The 14,932-nt window shown below is 57.1% G+C and carries 18 protein-coding genes; 11 read left to right on the top strand and 7 right to left on the bottom strand.

The features are described from left to right. The first annotated feature begins 68 nt into the window (after positions 1–68). From flgB to flgL, 11 genes are all read left to right on the top strand, one after another. On the top strand, positions 69–482 hold the full coding sequence (gene flgB / locus ACUTQ5_RS06115) for a flagellar basal body rod protein FlgB (RefSeq protein ID WP_445650509.1): 414 nt from the start codon (positions 69–71) through the stop codon (positions 480–482). Positions 483–487: 5 nt separating this feature from the next. Continuing rightward, positions 488–892 carry a flagellar basal body rod protein FlgC gene (gene flgC, locus ACUTQ5_RS06120; protein WP_261108965.1) on the top strand — a complete coding sequence of 135 codons (405 nt, stop codon included), beginning with the start codon at positions 488–490 and terminating at the stop codon, positions 890–892. A 12-nt stretch (positions 893–904) separates the two neighbouring features. After that, positions 905–1,582, top strand: coding sequence for a flagellar hook assembly protein FlgD (gene flgD / locus ACUTQ5_RS06125; protein WP_012145690.1), 678 nt, complete (start codon positions 905–907; stop codon positions 1,580–1,582). Between the two features lie 70 nt (positions 1,583–1,652). Continuing rightward, on the top strand, positions 1,653–2,876 hold the full coding sequence (flgE, locus tag ACUTQ5_RS06130) for a flagellar hook protein FlgE (protein ID WP_445650510.1): 1,224 nt from the start codon (positions 1,653–1,655) through the stop codon (positions 2,874–2,876). Positions 2,877–2,888: 12 nt separating this feature from the next. Then, positions 2,889–3,644, top strand: coding sequence for a flagellar basal body rod protein FlgF (locus tag ACUTQ5_RS06135; protein WP_445650511.1), 756 nt, complete (start codon positions 2,889–2,891; stop codon positions 3,642–3,644). 18 nt (positions 3,645–3,662) lie between these two features. Then, positions 3,663–4,445, top strand: a complete 783-nt coding sequence (flgG, locus tag ACUTQ5_RS06140; protein WP_012145687.1) for a flagellar basal-body rod protein FlgG — start codon at positions 3,663–3,665, stop codon at positions 4,443–4,445. A gap of 88 nt (positions 4,446–4,533) precedes the next feature. Then, positions 4,534–5,235: a flagellar basal body L-ring protein FlgH gene (gene flgH / locus ACUTQ5_RS06145; protein WP_445650742.1), complete on the top strand. Its 702-nt coding sequence runs from the start codon at positions 4,534–4,536 to the stop codon at positions 5,233–5,235. A gap of 145 nt (positions 5,236–5,380) precedes the next feature. Beyond that, complete coding sequence (locus ACUTQ5_RS06150; protein ID WP_445650512.1) at positions 5,381–6,481, top strand: flagellar basal body P-ring protein FlgI; 1,101 nt, start codon at positions 5,381–5,383, stop codon at positions 6,479–6,481. Further along, positions 6,481–7,422, top strand: a complete 942-nt coding sequence (flgJ, locus tag ACUTQ5_RS06155; RefSeq protein WP_445650513.1) for a flagellar assembly peptidoglycan hydrolase FlgJ — start codon at positions 6,481–6,483, stop codon at positions 7,420–7,422. Before ACUTQ5_RS06150 ends, flgJ begins: the two co-directional genes overlap by 1 nt. A 349-nt stretch (positions 7,423–7,771) precedes the next feature. Beyond that, complete coding sequence (gene flgK / locus ACUTQ5_RS06160; RefSeq protein ID WP_261094497.1) at positions 7,772–9,418, top strand: flagellar hook-associated protein FlgK; 1,647 nt, start codon at positions 7,772–7,774, stop codon at positions 9,416–9,418. A gap of 58 nt (positions 9,419–9,476) precedes the next feature. After that, entirely contained in the window at positions 9,477–10,436 is a 960-nt protein-coding gene (gene flgL / locus ACUTQ5_RS06165; protein ID WP_445650514.1) for a flagellar hook-associated protein FlgL, read from the top strand. A 281-nt stretch (positions 10,437–10,717) separates the two neighbouring features. Here flgL and sra read toward each other — a convergent pair whose 3' ends face one another. The 7 genes from sra to fliM form a co-directional block, all read right to left on the bottom strand. Beyond that, on the bottom strand, positions 10,718–10,849 hold the full coding sequence (sra, locus tag ACUTQ5_RS06170; protein ID WP_445650515.1) for a stationary-phase-induced ribosome-associated protein: 132 nt from the start codon (positions 10,847–10,849) through the stop codon (positions 10,718–10,720). A gap of 367 nt (positions 10,850–11,216) precedes the next feature. Next, positions 11,217–11,999 (bottom strand): flagellar biosynthetic protein FliR, encoded by a 783-nt coding sequence (gene fliR / locus ACUTQ5_RS06175; RefSeq protein ID WP_445650516.1) that lies wholly within the window; start codon positions 11,997–11,999, stop codon positions 11,217–11,219. 2 nt (positions 12,000–12,001) lie between these two features. Next, positions 12,002–12,271: a flagellar biosynthesis protein FliQ gene (fliQ, locus tag ACUTQ5_RS06180; protein WP_445650517.1), complete on the bottom strand. Its 270-nt coding sequence runs from the start codon at positions 12,269–12,271 to the stop codon at positions 12,002–12,004. A gap of 12 nt (positions 12,272–12,283) precedes the next feature. After that, the gene (gene fliP, locus ACUTQ5_RS06185) at positions 12,284–13,018 is read right to left on the bottom strand and encodes a flagellar type III secretion system pore protein FliP (protein WP_445650518.1); all 735 of its coding nucleotides are present in this window, start codon (positions 13,016–13,018) and stop codon (positions 12,284–12,286) included. A gap of 98 nt (positions 13,019–13,116) precedes the next feature. Next, a complete protein-coding gene (fliO, locus tag ACUTQ5_RS06190; protein ID WP_261123102.1) occupies positions 13,117–13,521 on the bottom strand; it encodes a flagellar biosynthetic protein FliO in 405 nt (134 codons plus the stop codon). Beyond that, positions 13,521–13,934 carry a flagellar motor switch protein FliN gene (gene fliN, locus ACUTQ5_RS06195; RefSeq protein ID WP_135317022.1) on the bottom strand — a complete coding sequence of 138 codons (414 nt, stop codon included), beginning with the start codon at positions 13,932–13,934 and terminating at the stop codon, positions 13,521–13,523. The genes fliO and fliN overlap by 1 nt, the downstream gene beginning before the upstream one ends. After that, positions 13,931–14,932 (bottom strand): flagellar motor switch protein FliM, encoded by a 1,002-nt coding sequence (gene fliM, locus ACUTQ5_RS06200; protein WP_445650519.1) that lies wholly within the window; start codon positions 14,930–14,932, stop codon positions 13,931–13,933. Before fliM ends, fliN begins: the two co-directional genes overlap by 4 nt.

Raw genomic sequence — 14,932 nt, forward strand, 5'->3', positions numbered from 1 at the left:
TCCCACGATAGGCTGGCGCAAGGGGCGTTTATGCTGTCGGCTCCAAATTCTAACCTCGCGGAGGGAGCATGATCGACAAACTGGACGCTGCTCTGCGCTTTGGTCAAGAGGCGCTGAATCTGCGCGCCCAGCGGCAGGAAATCCTGGCCGCCAACATCGCCAACGCAGACACCCCAGGCTATCAGGCGCGGGACATCGATTTCGCCAGCCAATTGAACAAGGTGATGGAACAGGGGCGCGCCAGCGGCAGTGGCATTGCGCTGAACATGACGTCCGCACGCCACATTCCAGCGCAGAACATGCAGCCGCCACAGCTCGACTTGCTGTTCCGCGTGCCGGATCAACCGTCCATGGACGGTAATACGGTGGATATGGATCGCGAACGTACCAACTTCGCCGATAACAGCCTGAAATATCAGACCGATCTGACGCTGCTCAACGGTCAGATCAAAGGGATGATGTCAGTGTTACAACAAGGATAAGGCGCATGTCGCTACTGAATATTTTTGATATCTCCGGCTCGGCGCTGTCAGCCCAGTCGCAACGCCTGAACGTCAGCGCCAGCAACATGGCCAACGCCGACAGCGTCACCGGCCCAGATGGCCAGCCCTATCGTGCCAAACAGGTGGTGTTTGAAGTTGCCGCCGCGGCCGGGCAGCCAACCGGCGGTGTACGTGTAGCGCAGGTGGTAGACGATCCCGCACCGGAGCGCCTGGTTTACCAACCGGGCAACCCGCTGGCAGACGGCAAAGGCTACGTGCGTATGCCGAACGTGGATGTGGTGGGGGAAATGGTCAATACCATTTCCGCCTCCCGCAGCTATCAGGCCAACGTCGAGGTGCTCAACACCACCAAGTCGATGATGATGAAAACCCTGACGCTGGGTCAATAACCGGAGCTTGCCATGGCCATTGCCGCAACCACCACTGAATCGCTGGATAACAGCGTCATCGGCGCTAACGCCAAAAATAACACCAGCCAGGATCTGAACAACAGCTTCCTGACGCTGCTGGTGGCGCAGTTGAAGAATCAGGATCCGACCAACCCGATGCAGAACAATGAGCTGACCAGTCAATTGGCGCAGATCAACACCGTTCAGGGCATCGAGAAACTCAACACCACGCTGGGCTCGATTTCCGGCCAGATCAACAGCAATCAGTCACTGCAGGCCAGCGCATTGATCGGTCACGGCGTGATGGTCCCCGGCAGCAATATCCTGGCCGGCAGCAAAGACGGCAAGGTCAGCACCACGCCGTTTGGTCTGGAACTGGAGCGTGCGGCCGACTCGGTGACCGCCACCATTACCGACGCCACCGGCAAAGCGGTACGCACTATCGAACTCGGTGGTTTGACCGCCGGTGTGCATTCGTTTAGCTGGGACGGTTCGATGACGGACGGCACCGCTGCACCCGACGGAGCCTATAGCTTCACCATCAACGCCAAGGGTAACGGTGAGCAGTTGGTGGCGCGCAGCCTGCATTTTGGCATGGTCAACGGCGTCATCCGTGACGCGAACGGCGCGAAGCTGGATCTGGGCCTGGCGGGGAGCACCACGCTGGAAGAAGTCCGCCAAATTCTTTAATTCGGTTTTTTATTTCACTCATTCACAGGGCGTTATCGGACGATAGCCTAAATATTATTCGGAGAATGACATGGCCTTTTCTCAGGCAGTAAGCGGCTTGAACGCAGCAGCAACCAATCTGGATGTGATCGGTAACAACATCGCTAACTCCGCCACTTCCGGTTTTAAATCAGGCACCGTTTCCTTTGCCGACATGTTTGCCGATTCGCAGGTAGGGTTGGGCGTCAAGGTTGCGGGCATCACCCAGAACTTTAAGGGTGGCACCACCACCGGGACCAGCCGTGCGCTGGACGTGGCAATTTCCGGCAACGGTTTTTTCCGCATGCAGGACCAGGACGGCGGCGTTTTCTACAGCCGTAACGGCCAGTTCAAACTGGATGAAAACCGCAACCTGACCAACATGCAGGGCCTGCAGTTAACCGGTTATCCGGCTGCCGGCACGCCGCCGACCATTCAGCAGGGCGCCAACCCGGTGCCATTGAGCATTCCTGAAGGCATGATGAACGCCAAGGCGTCTACCTCCGGCACCATGGTAACCAACCTGAAATCGACCCATAAGGTACCGGACAACAAGACCTTCGATCCGACCAAGCAGGATTCTTATAACTACGTCAACACCATCACGGCCTACGACTCGTTGGGTAATGCCCATAACATCAATGCCTACTTCGTGAAGACTGACGAGAACAAGTGGCAGGTGTATACCCAGGATGGCTCCGCAGCACCTGTCGATGCCGGCACCATGACCTTCGATACCAGCGGCAACCTGACCGGTACTACCAGTAAACAAGGCACCGCCGCCGAGTTCAGCATGTTGATCCCGATGTCCGCCAAAGACGGTGCTCCGGCGCAGAACCTTAGTCTGAGTTTTGCCAAGAGCATGCAGCAGAGCGTCAGCGCCGATTCGGTCAGCAAGGTGTCGCAAGACGGCTATGGTGCCGGTGAGTACACCAATTTCCAGATTAACAACGACGGTACGGTGGTGGGCATCTATTCCAATCAGCAGACTCAGGTGCTGGGACAGATTGTGATGGCCAACTTCTCCAACCCGGAAGGCCTGTCCTCACAGGGCGATAACGTCTGGCAGGAAACCGGTGCATCGGGTCAGCCGCGTGTGGGTATTGCGGGCGGCGGTGGCTTCGGCAAACTGACCAGCGGCGCGCTGGAAGCCTCCAACGTCGATCTGAGCCAGGAGTTGGTGAATATGATCGTCGCCCAGCGTAACTACCAGTCGAACGCCCAGACCATCAAAACGCAGGACTCTATCCTGCAAACGCTGGTCAGCCTGCGCTAATAGGATAGATTTATGGATCACGCGATTTATACCGCGATGGGCGCGGCGCGGCAGACGCTGGAGCAGCAATCGGTGACTGCCAACAACCTGGCTAATGCCTCGACGCCGGGTTTCCGTGCTCAGCTTTCGGCACTGCGTGCGGTGCCGGTAGACGGGCCAAGTCTGCCGACGCGCACGCTGGTTACCGCGTCAACGCCGGGTGCCGACATGAGCCAGGGGGCGCTGAACTATACCGCGCGTCCGCTGGACGTGGCGTTGCAGCAGGACGGTTTTCTGGCGGTTAGCCTGCCGGATGGCGGTGAAGCCTACACCCGCAACGGTAATCTTCAGATTTCTTCCACCGGGCAACTGACGGTGCAGGGCATGCCGGTAATGGGTGATGGCGGGCCGATTGAGGTGCCGCCGTCGGCAGAGATCACCATTGCCGCCGACGGTACCATCTCGGCACTGAATGCGGGCGATCCGCCAAATACCCTCGCACAGATTGGTCGGCTGAAACTGGTCAAGGCCGACGCGCGCGAAGTGATGCGCGGTGATGACGGTCTGTTCCGTCTGACGCCGGAAACCCAGCAACAGCGTGGTAATCAGTTACCGAACGATCCTTTGGTGCGAGTCATGCCGGGCGTGCTGGAAGGCAGCAATGTCAAGCCGATGGAAACCATGGTCGACATGATCGCCAACGCCCGCCGTTTCGAAATGCAGATGAAGGTCATCCACAGCGTGGATGAAAATGAACAACGCGCCAACTCGTTATTATCAATGAGTTAAGCCGCAAGGAAATAACCCATGATCCCATCTTTATGGATTGCCAAAACCGGTCTGGATGCGCAGCAGACCAACATGGACGTGATTGCCAACAACCTGGCCAACGTCAGCACCAACGGATTCAAACGCCAACGTGCAGTATTTGAAGATCTGCTGTATCAGACCATGCGCCAACCGGGGGCGCAGTCCTCCGAGCAGACTACGCTGCCATCCGGTTTGCAGATTGGTACCGGTGTGCGTCCGGTGGCCACTGAGCGCTTGCACAGCCAGGGCAATCTGTCGCAGACCAATAACAGCAAAGACATCGCCATCAAGGGGCAAGGCTTTTTCCAGGTGATGATGCCGGACGGCACCCTGGCTTACACCCGCGACGGCTCGTTCCAGAGAGATCAGAACGGCCAACTGGTAACGGCCAGCGGCTTCCAGGTGCAGCCGGCGATCATCATTCCGGCCAATGCTCTGAGCATCACGGTAGGTCGCGACGGCATTGTCAGCGTTACCCAGCAGGGCCAGACTGCGGCCCAGCAGGTGGGCCAGCTGACGCTGACCACCTTTATCAACGACAGCGGCCTGGAAAGCATGGGCGAGAATCTGTATCAGGAGACCGAGAGCTCAGGCGCGCCGAACGAGAGTACGCCAGGGTTAAACGGGGCCGGTCTGCTGTATCAGGGCTATGTGGAAACCTCCAACGTCAACGTGGCGGAAGAGCTGGTCAATATGATCCAGACCCAACGTGCTTATGAGATCAACAGCAAAGCGGTATCGACTTCCGATCAGATGCTGCAAAAACTGACGCAACTGTAATTGACGGGCGCGGTTGCGCCCGTCAGACAGCTAACAAACCTCAAGATTTTGTGAAACAAAGGCGATACCCGTGGTAACCACAACTCTGATGGCAAACGTGCCGCCGCAAGGCAAACGCTGGTTGACGGCGATGGTGATGCTGATGCTGGGCGGCTGCGCATATATTCCGCATAAACCTCTGGTGGACGGCACGACCACGGCGCAACCGGCTCCGGCGGGCGCACCGGTGCCCAACGGCTCGATTTTTCAGACGGTACAACCGATGAACTACGGCTATCAGCCTCTGTTTGAAGACCGCCGCCCGCGTAACGTGGGTGACACCCTGACCATCGCGCTGCAGGAAAACGTCAGCGCCAGCAAAAGTTCTTCCGCCAATGCCAGCCGCAACGGCGCCAGTAAGTTTGGCGTTGCCACTGCGCCGCGCTATCTCGATGGCCTGTTGGGCAATGCGCGTGCCGATATGGAGATGTCCGGCGACAGCACCTTCGGCGGCAAGGGCGGAGCCAATGCCAACAATACCTTTAACGGCACCATTACCGTCACGGTCAATCAGGTGCTGGTTAACGGTAACCTGCACGTGGTGGGCGAAAAACAGATCGCCATCAATCAGGGTACCGAGTTCATTCGTTTCTCCGGGGTGGTGAATCCCCGCACCATCAGCGGCAGTAACTCGGTCACTTCCACTCAGGTGGCAGATGCGCGCATTGAATACGTCGGCAACGGTTATATCAACGAGGCGCAGACCATGGGTTGGTTACAGCGCTTCTTCTTAAATGTCTCACCGTTTTGAGTACAGGCTATTTTACTTGCCATTTTGAGGTTGGGCAGTGCTCGGGGCAGTCACGTACTGCGTGTACGCTCCATTCCCTGTGCGCCGCCCGCCCCCAAACTGCCTGCGACAATAACGCCTTGTGGGTAAGGCGAATGAGGTTCCAATGTTAAAGAAATTTCTAATGGCGCTGGTGATTAGTGCGCTGAGCCTGCCGGCCGCGGCGGAGCGCATTCGCGATCTGGTCACGGTGCAAGGCGTGCGTGATAACGCACTGATCGGTTACGGGCTGGTGGTGGGGCTGGATGGTTCCGGTGACCAAACCATGCAGACGCCGTTCACCACCCAGAGCCTGAGCAATATGCTGTCGCAACTGGGTATCACGGTGCCGCCAGGTACCAATATGCAGCTGAAAAACGTAGCTGCGGTCATGGTCACCGCCAAGCTGCCGCCGTTTTCACGCACCGGGCAAAATATTGACGTGGTGGTGTCCTCAATGGGCAACGCCAAAAGCCTGCGTGGCGGCACCTTGCTGATGACGCCGCTGAAAGGCGTTGATAACCAGGTTTACGCACTGGCACAGGGCAACGTGCTGGTGGGGGGGGCCGGTGCCTCGGCTGGAGGCAGTAGCGTACAGGTCAACCAACTGGCCGGTGGCCGCATCAGTAACGGGGCTACCATTGAACGCGAACTGCCAACCACCTTCGGTGCCGGTGGCGTGATTAATCTGCAACTGAACGATGAAGATTTCACCTTGGCTCAGCAGATCAGCGATGCCATCAACCGCCAGCGCGGTGGCGGCACCGCCTCACCGTTGGACGCCCGCACTATTCAGGTACTGGTGCCGCAGGGCAACAGTTCACAGGTGCGTTTCCTGGCGGAGATCCAGAACATTAACGTCAGCGTCGGGGCGATGGATGCCAAAGTCATCATCAACTCGCGTACCGGGTCGGTGGTGATGAACCGCGACGTGATCCTGGATTCTTGCGCGGTGGCGCAGGGCAATCTGTCGGTGGTGGTCGATCGGCAAAATACCGTCAGCCAACCGACGACGCCGTTTGGTGGCGGGCAGACCGCGGTGACGCCAAATACCCAAATTTCGGTGCAGCAGCAGGGCGGTTCGCTGCAGAAGGTTAATGCCAGCGCCAATCTGAACAACGTGATCCGCGCGCTGAATGCCTTGGGGGCTACGCCGATCGATCTGATGTCGATCCTGCAGGCAATGCAAAGCGCCGGCTGTCTGCGCGCCAAACTGGAAATCATCTGATGGCTGGCGATCTGATGGCGATGTCGGGTGCCGCTTATGATGCGCAGGCGCTAAACGGGCTTAAGCGTGACGCGGCGAGCGATCCGCAGGGCAATCTCAAACAGGTGGCGCAACAGGTTGAAGGCATGTTCGTGCAGATGATGCTGAAAAGTATGCGTGCCGCGCTACCCAAGGACGGGGTGCTGAGCAGCGATCAGTCGCGGCTCTATACCTCAATGTATGACCAGCAGATTGCCCAGCAGATGTCGCAGAAGGGGTTGGGGATGGCCGACATGATGGTCAGGCAAATGAGCAACGCCAATGCGGTGCCGAGTGAGGCGGCGGGCATATCGCCAATGGCGCTGGACAACGAGGTACTGCAAACGCTGCCGAATCAGGCGCTGGAGCAAATGATTCGTCGTGCAGTGCCAAAAGCGCCTGCGGCGTCGGCACTGTCGCTCAATAACGGCAACTTTGTCGCCCGGCTGTCCGTTCCGGCGCGCGTTGCCAGCCAGCAGAGCGGCATTCCGCATCAGTTGATTGTGGCGCAGGCCGCGCTGGAGTCGGGCTGGGGCCAGCGCGAGATCCCGACCGCCAACGGTTCGCCGAGCTACAACCTGTTTGGCATCAAGGCAGGCAGCAGTTGGAGCGGGCCGGTTACCGAGGTCACCACCACCGAGTTTGAGCAGGGGGCCGCGAAGAAGATCAAGGCGAAGTTCCGGGTCTACGGCTCTTACGTTGAAGCGATTGCCGACTACGTCAAGCTGTTGACCAATAACCCTCGCTACGCCGAAGTGGCCAATGCGCGCAGCCCCGAACAGGCGGCACATGCGTTGCAGAAGGCCGGTTACGCAACCGATCCGCAATACGCCAACAAGTTGGTCAGCGTGATCCAGCAGATGAAAAACAGCGGCGAGCAGGTGGTCAAAGCCTATACCCATGACCTGAAGGATCTGTTCTAAATCCCCTCATTCTTGACGCTGCAGCTGTGTTGGCTGCACGTCGTTATTCGGCCCATCCGTGGGCCTTACCCCTTACGGGGCCGCTGCAGGCAGCGTTCAAATCAGCTCCCGGCAGATTTGTCACCCCGGTCACTTGGCAGACCAAGCTTCCGGGGACTCCCTTGCTGGCCGCCGTGCTGCAACGCCAATTATTTTGGGGATTTGCGAATGTCATAAATCATGAATAGGGCTAGCAATTTGCTATCAAGTTTCCCCGCTTTTTGCCGATAACCAACACAGGCTGGGCGAATGGGTTCAGCAGATTAATTGACTTCTGTGGGCCAGCGGCGCCGCAGCAAAAGGAACTTCTATGTCCAATAGCTTAATCAATACCGCGATGAGCGGGCTGAATGCGGCTCAGGTGGCGCTCAGCACCGTCAGTAACAACATCTCCAATTACAACGTGGCGGGCTATAACCGCCAGACGGCGATTTTGGCGCAGAATGGCGGCATGAGCACCATGAACGGCTTTATTGGCAATGGCGTTACCGTCACCAGTGTCAACCGCGAATACAATCAGTTTATTACCAATCAGCTGCGCGGCGCGCAGAGCCAGGCCGGGGCGCAGAACGCCTATTTCGAGAAAATTTCGCAGATCGACAACCTGCTGGCCAGTAAGACCAACACCTTGTCGACCAACATGCAGGACTTCTTCAGTAACCTGGAGAATCTGGTCAGCAACGCCGGTGATGACGCAGCGCGTCAGACGGTGCTGGGCAAAGCCAATGGTCTGGTCAATCAGTTCAATAACACCGATAAATATCTGCGCGATATGGACAGCGGCGTTAATCAGCAGCTCAGCGATAGCGCGACGCAGATCAACAGCTACAGTCAGCAGATTGCCAAACTCAATGATGAAATCACCCGCCTGCGCGGCAGTGGAGGTGAGCCGAATGCCTTACTGGATCAGCGCGACCAGTTGGTCACCGAGCTAAACCAGGTGGTGGGGGTGCAGGTAACCCAGCAGGACGGCGATGCTTATACGGTCTCTTTCGCCAACGGTCTGACTCTGGTGCAGGGCAACAACGCCTACCAGGTTGAAGCCATCCCCTCCAGCGGCGATCCTGCCCGCCTGACCCTGGGTTATAACCGCGGCAACGGCGTCAGCGAAGTGCCAGAAGGGCAAATCACCAGTGGCAGCGTTAGCGGCGTACTGAAATTCCGCAGTGAATCACTGGATGCCACACGCAATCAGCTGGGGCAACTGGCATTGGTGATGGCGGACAGCTTTAACCAACAACACCGCGCCGGGTTCGATCTCAACGGCGACGCCGGGACCGACTTCTTCAACTTTGGCGGCGGACGCGTGGTGGATAACAGCCGCAATACCGGCGATGCGGCGCTGTCGGTGTCCTACACCGATACTGGTAAGGTGAAAGCCAATGATTACCGGGTAGAGTTTGACGGTAGCAACTGGCAGGTGAGCCGCCTGCCGGACAACGTGAAGGTTAACGCCACCGCGGGTACCGATGCCGATGGCAAAGCGACGTTAAGTTTTGACGGCCTGAAGGTTGGCATCGAAGGTAACGCGCAAAAGAATGACAGCTTCACCGTGAAACCGGTCAGCGACGTAGCGGGCAGCCTGAAGGTCGCCATTACCAACTCATCAAACATTGCCGCTGCCGGTAAGGATGACAGCGGTCGTGGTGATAACGAAAACGCCAAAAAGCTTCTCGATCTGCAAACCAAGAAACTGGTCGACGGCAAGGCCACCTTCAGCGGTGCCTACGCCAGCATGGTTAGCAGCGTGGGTAACCAGACGGCATCGGCCAAGGTTTCGGTGACCTCACAGAACAATATCGTCAAGCAGTTGACTATCCAACAGCAGTCGGTTTCAGGCGTTAACCTGGATGAAGAGTACGGTGAACTGCTGCGTTTCCAGCAGTATTACATGGCTAATGCGCAGGTGATCCAGACCGCCAGCTCGATGTTTGATGCGCTGCTGAATATCCGTTGATTTCCTTTTTAACCGGGGCCGCATTGGCTCCGGTCACCGATTTTGAGGAGCCTGCACCATGCGCATGAGCACCAGCATGATGTACCAACAGAACATGTCCGGTATTACCGGCAACCAATCACTGTTTATGAAGGCGGCAGAGCAGCTTTCCACCGGTAAAAAGGTCAGCAATCCGTCCGACGATCCGCTGGCGGCATCACAGGCGGTGATGCTGGCTCAGTCCCAGTCGGAAAACACCCAGTATGCGCTGGCGCGAACCTTTGCCCGCCAAAGTGTGTCGATGGAAGAGACAGTACTGCGCGGGGCAACCGTTACCATCGGCGATATGAAGGCGCTGGTCGTCAGTGCCGGTGGTACCGAAAGCGATAACGACCGTGATTCGCTGGCTACCCAACTGCAGGGGCTGAAAGATCAATTGCTCAACCAGGCCAACAGCACTGACGGCAACGGTCGCTACATGTTTGGCGGCTTCGTCAATGACAAGCCACCGTTTGTCGATAACGGCGGTTCAGTCAGCTACGCCGGCGGTAACAAGGCCGTCGAGCAGAAAGTGGATGCCAACCGCACCATGACCATTGGCCATACCGGCGATACGGTGTTCATGTCATTGACCAGTAACCCGAAGCCGGAGCCGGACGGTAGTGCACCGGTTTCTAACGTGTTTGAAAGCATTGATATCGCGCTGAAGGCGTTGAAAACCCCCTTGAAGGACGCGGACGACGCCACCAAACAGCAGGTGAACGATGCGCTGGCCAAGGCCAACCGTGGCCTGGACAACTCCTACAACAATGTGCTCAGCGTACGTGCCGAACTGGGTAACCAACTGAAGGAAATGGATACGCTGGACAGCATTGGCAAAGAACGCAACATGATCAACCAAACGCAGATGAGTGAGCTAGTGGATGCCGATCTGGTCGAGTCGATATCGAGCTACTTTATGCAGCAGGCGGCCTTGCAGGCGTCGTACAAAACCTTCGGTGATATGCAGGGGATGTCGCTGTTCCAGATGAACCGCTGATCCCCTTCGTCTTTCCAGCTGCCGCGTTGTTACCTGCACTTGCTTACCCCAGTCACTTACTTAAGTAAGCCCCTGGGGATAAGCAAGCCTCTTTGGGTGTGCTTAGAAGGCGCTATCTCTATAGAGCATTCTTGAAACCGGGCGCACTTTTTGCACGTCACTCTTTCCCCCACGAAGGTTTGAGTGACGTGCTTTTTTTTCGCCTTATTTAACGTCGGGAAACGTTTAAATATTCAGGCGGGGAGAGGAATAACACCAGAGGCTATATTTATAGCGTAATGTTATTTTTTCTTTTTCACCAGGATCCATTTTTCACCGTTCGGCGAAGTGGATAATGAAATTTTAATACGGTTGGTTGCCCAGTGCGCCATGCCTAAGGCTCTGCGTGCTCTTCGGTTGGTTTTTGCTTTCATTTCTGTGCTCCTGAGGGTAGAGGTAAACCGCGGAGAATAAACATGCCTGTCCCGCCGGCTGACCCCGGTGGAAAAGTATTTTTATCCCTGCGGATGATGGATGTCAGAGTTTTTATTTAACTTCCCTGTGCGTTATTTAATATTTAAATTCACCCCTTTTTTTTATTCTTCGACGGCTGTTTTTACTGATGGATTTTTATTTAACAAGGCCATTCTAAGGGGGGTATTTTATTATTCAAGGCTATAAAAATAATCGAAGCCAAATCGTGTTAATTTGGTTTTTTCAAATTTTTATAGCGAGAAAGGGGTTTTACTGCCAGTTTGTCCGGCGAGGTGCGGCCGTTAAGCCGCTTGTATGAGGGTAACGCTAGGGGGTCATGCTGCCGATGACATCGGCCAGCCTGTCGAAGAACTCACCGAACAGGTGCTCACAAAACGGTGCCAGCATCGGCATCATCATGCCAATGGTCATAATGCCGATGGTCATAGTGACCGGGAAGCCGATGACAAATACCGACAGTTGCGGCGTCATGCGGTTAAGCAGGCCGAGCGCCATGTTCAGCGTCAGCAACAGGCAAATCAGTGGCAGTGCCAGCATCAGACCATTGATGAAAATCAGCGAACCGGCCTGAGTCAGTGCCAGAAAACCGTTGCCGTTGAGCGGTTCGGCCTGGATGGGCAGAGTATGGAAGCTGTCGACCAGCAGCGAAATCAGCCACAGGTGGCCGTTAAAACTGAGGAACAACAACATTGCCAGCAGGTTGAGCAGCCGCGCCAGCAGCGGGGTGTTCGGCCCGCCGCTGGGGTCAAAGAAGGTGGCGAACGACAGGCCCATCTGCATGCCGATCACTTCGCCGGCCAGGCGGATTGCCGCGAAGGCGAACTGCATGGTCAGGCCGAGCGCCACCCCGATCAGGATCTGCTGTGCGGCCAACCATAGCCCGGCGGCGGAGAAGATAGGGACGGTGCTAATGGGCAACCCAGGGGCGATCAGGATCACGACAAGTCCGCCCAGGCCAATCTTTACCTTCTTGCTGATTTGCTTTTCGCTGAACACCGGCGCAGTGCTGATCAACGCCAGAATGCGCAAAAGCGGCCAGAAATATTGGCTAAGCCAGACGCCGAACTGCGCGCTGTCAAATGTGAGCATGGTTAACCAATCAGATTCGGCAGGTTGGTGAACAGCGTACGCATATAGTCCAGCAGCAGGTTGAGCATCCAGGGGCCGGCAATCACGATGGTGGTGACCACCGCCAGAATTTTGGGGATAAACGACAATGTCATTTCGTTGATCTGGGTGGCGGCCTGCAGCAGGCTGACCACCAGACCGCTGACCAACGCGGCGAGCAGCATAGGGGCCGCCAGCGCCAGGGCCACTTTCATCGCTTCGGTGCCCAGCGCCATTACGGATTCAGGGGTCATTGGCGGCTCCGGTTATGAATAAAAACTTTGTGCCAGCGAACCCAGCAGCAACTGCCAGCCATCCACCAACACAAACAACATCAGTTTGAACGGCAGCGAGATAGTTGCCGGGGGCACCATCATCATCCCCAACGCCATCAGCACGCTGGCCACCACCAGATCGATAATCAGGAACGGAATAAACACCGTGAAGCCGATTTGGAACGCGGTTTTCAGCTCACTGGTGACGTAAGCCGGCAGCAGAATCCGCATCGGCACCGCTTCCGGCCCGGCCAGTGGTGGCAGGTTGGCGAGCTTGGCGTACAGGGCCAAATCGGTTTCACGCGTCTGGCGCAGCATAAATTCGCGCAGCGGCTGCGAGCCCTTATCCATGGCCACGTCCAGGCTGATTTTGTCCTGACTGAACGGTAGGTAGGCGTCCTGATAGACCTTGTCGAATACCGGCGACATGATGAAAAAGGTCAGGAACAGCGCCAGACCCAGCATCACCTGATTCGGTGGTGCGGAAGGGGTACCCAGCGCGTTGCGCAGTAGCCCGAGCACGATGATGATACGGGTGAAACTGGTCATCATCAGCAGCATCGCGGGCAGGAAACTGAGCGAGGTCAGCAGCACCAGAGTTTGCACCGGCAGCGACCAGCTTTGGCCGCCGCCTGCCAACGGCTGGCTGATAAGCCCAGGCAATTGTGCGAAAGCCGCCGGGCTGATTAGCAGCAGGGCAGCGGCCAGGAGGTGTTTTCCCCTCACCCCGGCCCTCTCCCAACAGGAGAGGGGGAAGGCGGCGGTTTTCTGCCAATCCGCGCGGAGAGGAGTCATCGTCGGGGATGCTGATTGTTGAGTGTGAGTCATGCCGATTTTTCCGGACGTTTCAAAACTTTTTGCATCAGTTGGCGAAAATCAGCCGGCGCTGCGCTGTCGGTCGCGCTGTCATCTTGCGCAGGGGCAGGCATGGTATGCAGCGGGGTGATTTGCTGGGCGGTGACGCCCAGCACCAGCAAGGTGTTGTCCACCTCGACCACCACCACGCGCTCACGCTGACCGACCTGGCAGCTGGCCCGCAGGTTTAACAGTTTGCTGTTACGTGCCTGTGGGGCGAACCCCAATCGGCGAAACAGCCAGCCAGCCAGCAGGATCAGCAGCAGGATCCCGCCGAGTGCGGTACTGACCTGTGTCAGCACCGAACCGGCCGGCAGTGCCGGGGTGGCGGGTTGTAAAGTGCCCTGAGCGGGCGCGGTGGCGTTTGGGTTCATTAGCGGCTCAGGCGGCGCATACGTTCGGATGGGGTAATAATATCGGTGATGCGTACGCCGAACTTGTCGGCCACCACCACCACTTCGCCCTGGGCAATCAGATAACCGTTGATCATGATATCCAGGGGTTCACCCGCCAACCCGTCCAACGCCACGACCGAACCCTGCGACAGGCGCAGCAGCTCCTTGATGGTCATTTTGGTGCGGCCCAGTTCGACGGTCAGCTTGACCGGGATATCCAGGATCAGATCGATGTCCTGCAGGCTACCGCCGGCCTCCTGTGGTTCCAGCGATTTGAATACCGCGTCGCTGGCAGAGGTTTTGTCGGTTGCAAGCTGTTCGTTAAACGCATCAGCCCACAGATCGTCCACGGATTCCTTTCCTTCGCCAGACGGTTGCTTAGGATCACTCATTTGGGCTGTTCCTCACTCAGAGCATTCAAAATAGGGTTAATCAAATGTTCAACACGCAGGGCGTACTGCCCGTTTAACGTGCCGTATTGGCTGGTCAGTACCGGTACGCCGTCCACGTGGGCGATCAGGCGATCCGGTTTATCAATCGGTAATACGTCACCCGGCTGCAGTTTCAGGATTTTTGACAGCCGCATCGGGATATCGACGAAGTTGGCAATCAGCTCCAGTTCGGAATGCTGCACCTGTTTCACCAGCGTTTCGCGCCAGTGGCTGTCTTCCTGCCGTGAGTTTTCCAGCGGTGGGTTGGTCAGCAGTTCGCGCAGCGGCTCGATCATCGCGAACGGAATACAGATGTTGAATTCACCGCTCAGCGCACCGATCTCCACCTGGAACGGAGTGGTAACCACAATGTCGTTTGGCGAGGTAGTGATATTGGTGAATTTCACCTGCATTTCGGCGCGCACGTATTCCACGTTGATCTTGTAAATCGCGCTCCAGGCGTCGCCGTAAGCATCCAGCGCCAGACGCAGCATGCGCTTGATCACCCGCTGTTCGGTGGGGGTGAATTCGCGGCCTTCCACTTTGGTCGGAAAGCGGCCGTCGCCACCGAACAGGTTATCGACCGCGATAAACACCAGGCTCGGCGCGAACACGAACAGCGCGGTACCGCGCAGCGGGTTCAGGTGCACCAGGTTGAGGTTGGTGGGCACCGGCAGGTTGCGGGCAAATTCGTGGTACGGCTGAATTTTGATCGGGCCGACGGTAATGTCCGGGCTGCGACGCAGCAGGTTGAATAACCCCATGCGGAACTGCCGGGCAAAACGTTCGTTGATGATTTCCAGTGCGTGCAGGCGCTCACGCACCACGCGACGCTGGGTGGTCGGATCGTACGGCTTGACCTCGCTCTCATTGCTGGTGACCGCGACGGGTTCATCTCCCGCGTTGTCGCCGTTAAGCAAGGCGTCGATCTCTGCTTGTGAAAGAATGCTGTCGCCCAT

Source organism: Serratia sp. NA_112.1, from assembly GCF_052691715.1.

Excerpts from the sequence above, each read along its gene's own strand:
- flgB (WP_445650509.1), top strand. The coding sequence starts at position 69 with ATGATCGACAAACTGGACGCTGCTCTGCGCTTTGGTCAAGAGGCGCTG.
- flgC (WP_261108965.1), top strand. The coding sequence starts at position 488 with ATGTCGCTACTGAATATTTTTGATATCTCCGGCTCGGCGCTGTCAGCC.
- flgD (WP_012145690.1), top strand. The coding sequence starts at position 905 with ATGGCCATTGCCGCAACCACCACTGAATCGCTGGATAACAGCGTCATC.
- flgE (WP_445650510.1), top strand. The coding sequence starts at position 1,653 with ATGGCCTTTTCTCAGGCAGTAAGCGGCTTGAACGCAGCAGCAACCAAT.
- ACUTQ5_RS06135 (WP_445650511.1), top strand. The coding sequence starts at position 2,889 with ATGGATCACGCGATTTATACCGCGATGGGCGCGGCGCGGCAGACGCTG.
- flgG (WP_012145687.1), top strand. The coding sequence starts at position 3,663 with ATGATCCCATCTTTATGGATTGCCAAAACCGGTCTGGATGCGCAGCAG.
- flgH (WP_445650742.1), top strand. The coding sequence starts at position 4,534 with ATGGCAAACGTGCCGCCGCAAGGCAAACGCTGGTTGACGGCGATGGTG.
- ACUTQ5_RS06150 (WP_445650512.1), top strand. The coding sequence starts at position 5,381 with ATGTTAAAGAAATTTCTAATGGCGCTGGTGATTAGTGCGCTGAGCCTG.
- flgJ (WP_445650513.1), top strand. The coding sequence starts at position 6,481 with ATGGCTGGCGATCTGATGGCGATGTCGGGTGCCGCTTATGATGCGCAG.
- flgK (WP_261094497.1), top strand. The coding sequence starts at position 7,772 with ATGTCCAATAGCTTAATCAATACCGCGATGAGCGGGCTGAATGCGGCT.
- flgL (WP_445650514.1), top strand. The coding sequence starts at position 9,477 with ATGCGCATGAGCACCAGCATGATGTACCAACAGAACATGTCCGGTATT.
- sra (WP_445650515.1), bottom strand. The coding sequence starts at position 10,849 with ATGAAAGCAAAAACCAACCGAAGAGCACGCAGAGCCTTAGGCATGGCG.
- fliR (WP_445650516.1), bottom strand. The coding sequence starts at position 11,999 with ATGCTCACATTTGACAGCGCGCAGTTCGGCGTCTGGCTTAGCCAATAT.
- fliQ (WP_445650517.1), bottom strand. The coding sequence starts at position 12,271 with ATGACCCCTGAATCCGTAATGGCGCTGGGCACCGAAGCGATGAAAGTG.
- fliO (WP_261123102.1), bottom strand. The coding sequence starts at position 13,521 with ATGAACCCAAACGCCACCGCGCCCGCTCAGGGCACTTTACAACCCGCC.
- fliN (WP_135317022.1), bottom strand. The coding sequence starts at position 13,934 with ATGAGTGATCCTAAGCAACCGTCTGGCGAAGGAAAGGAATCCGTGGAC.
- fliM (WP_445650519.1), bottom strand. The coding sequence starts at position 14,932 with ATGGGCGACAGCATTCTTTCACAAGCAGAGATCGACGCCTTGCTTAAC.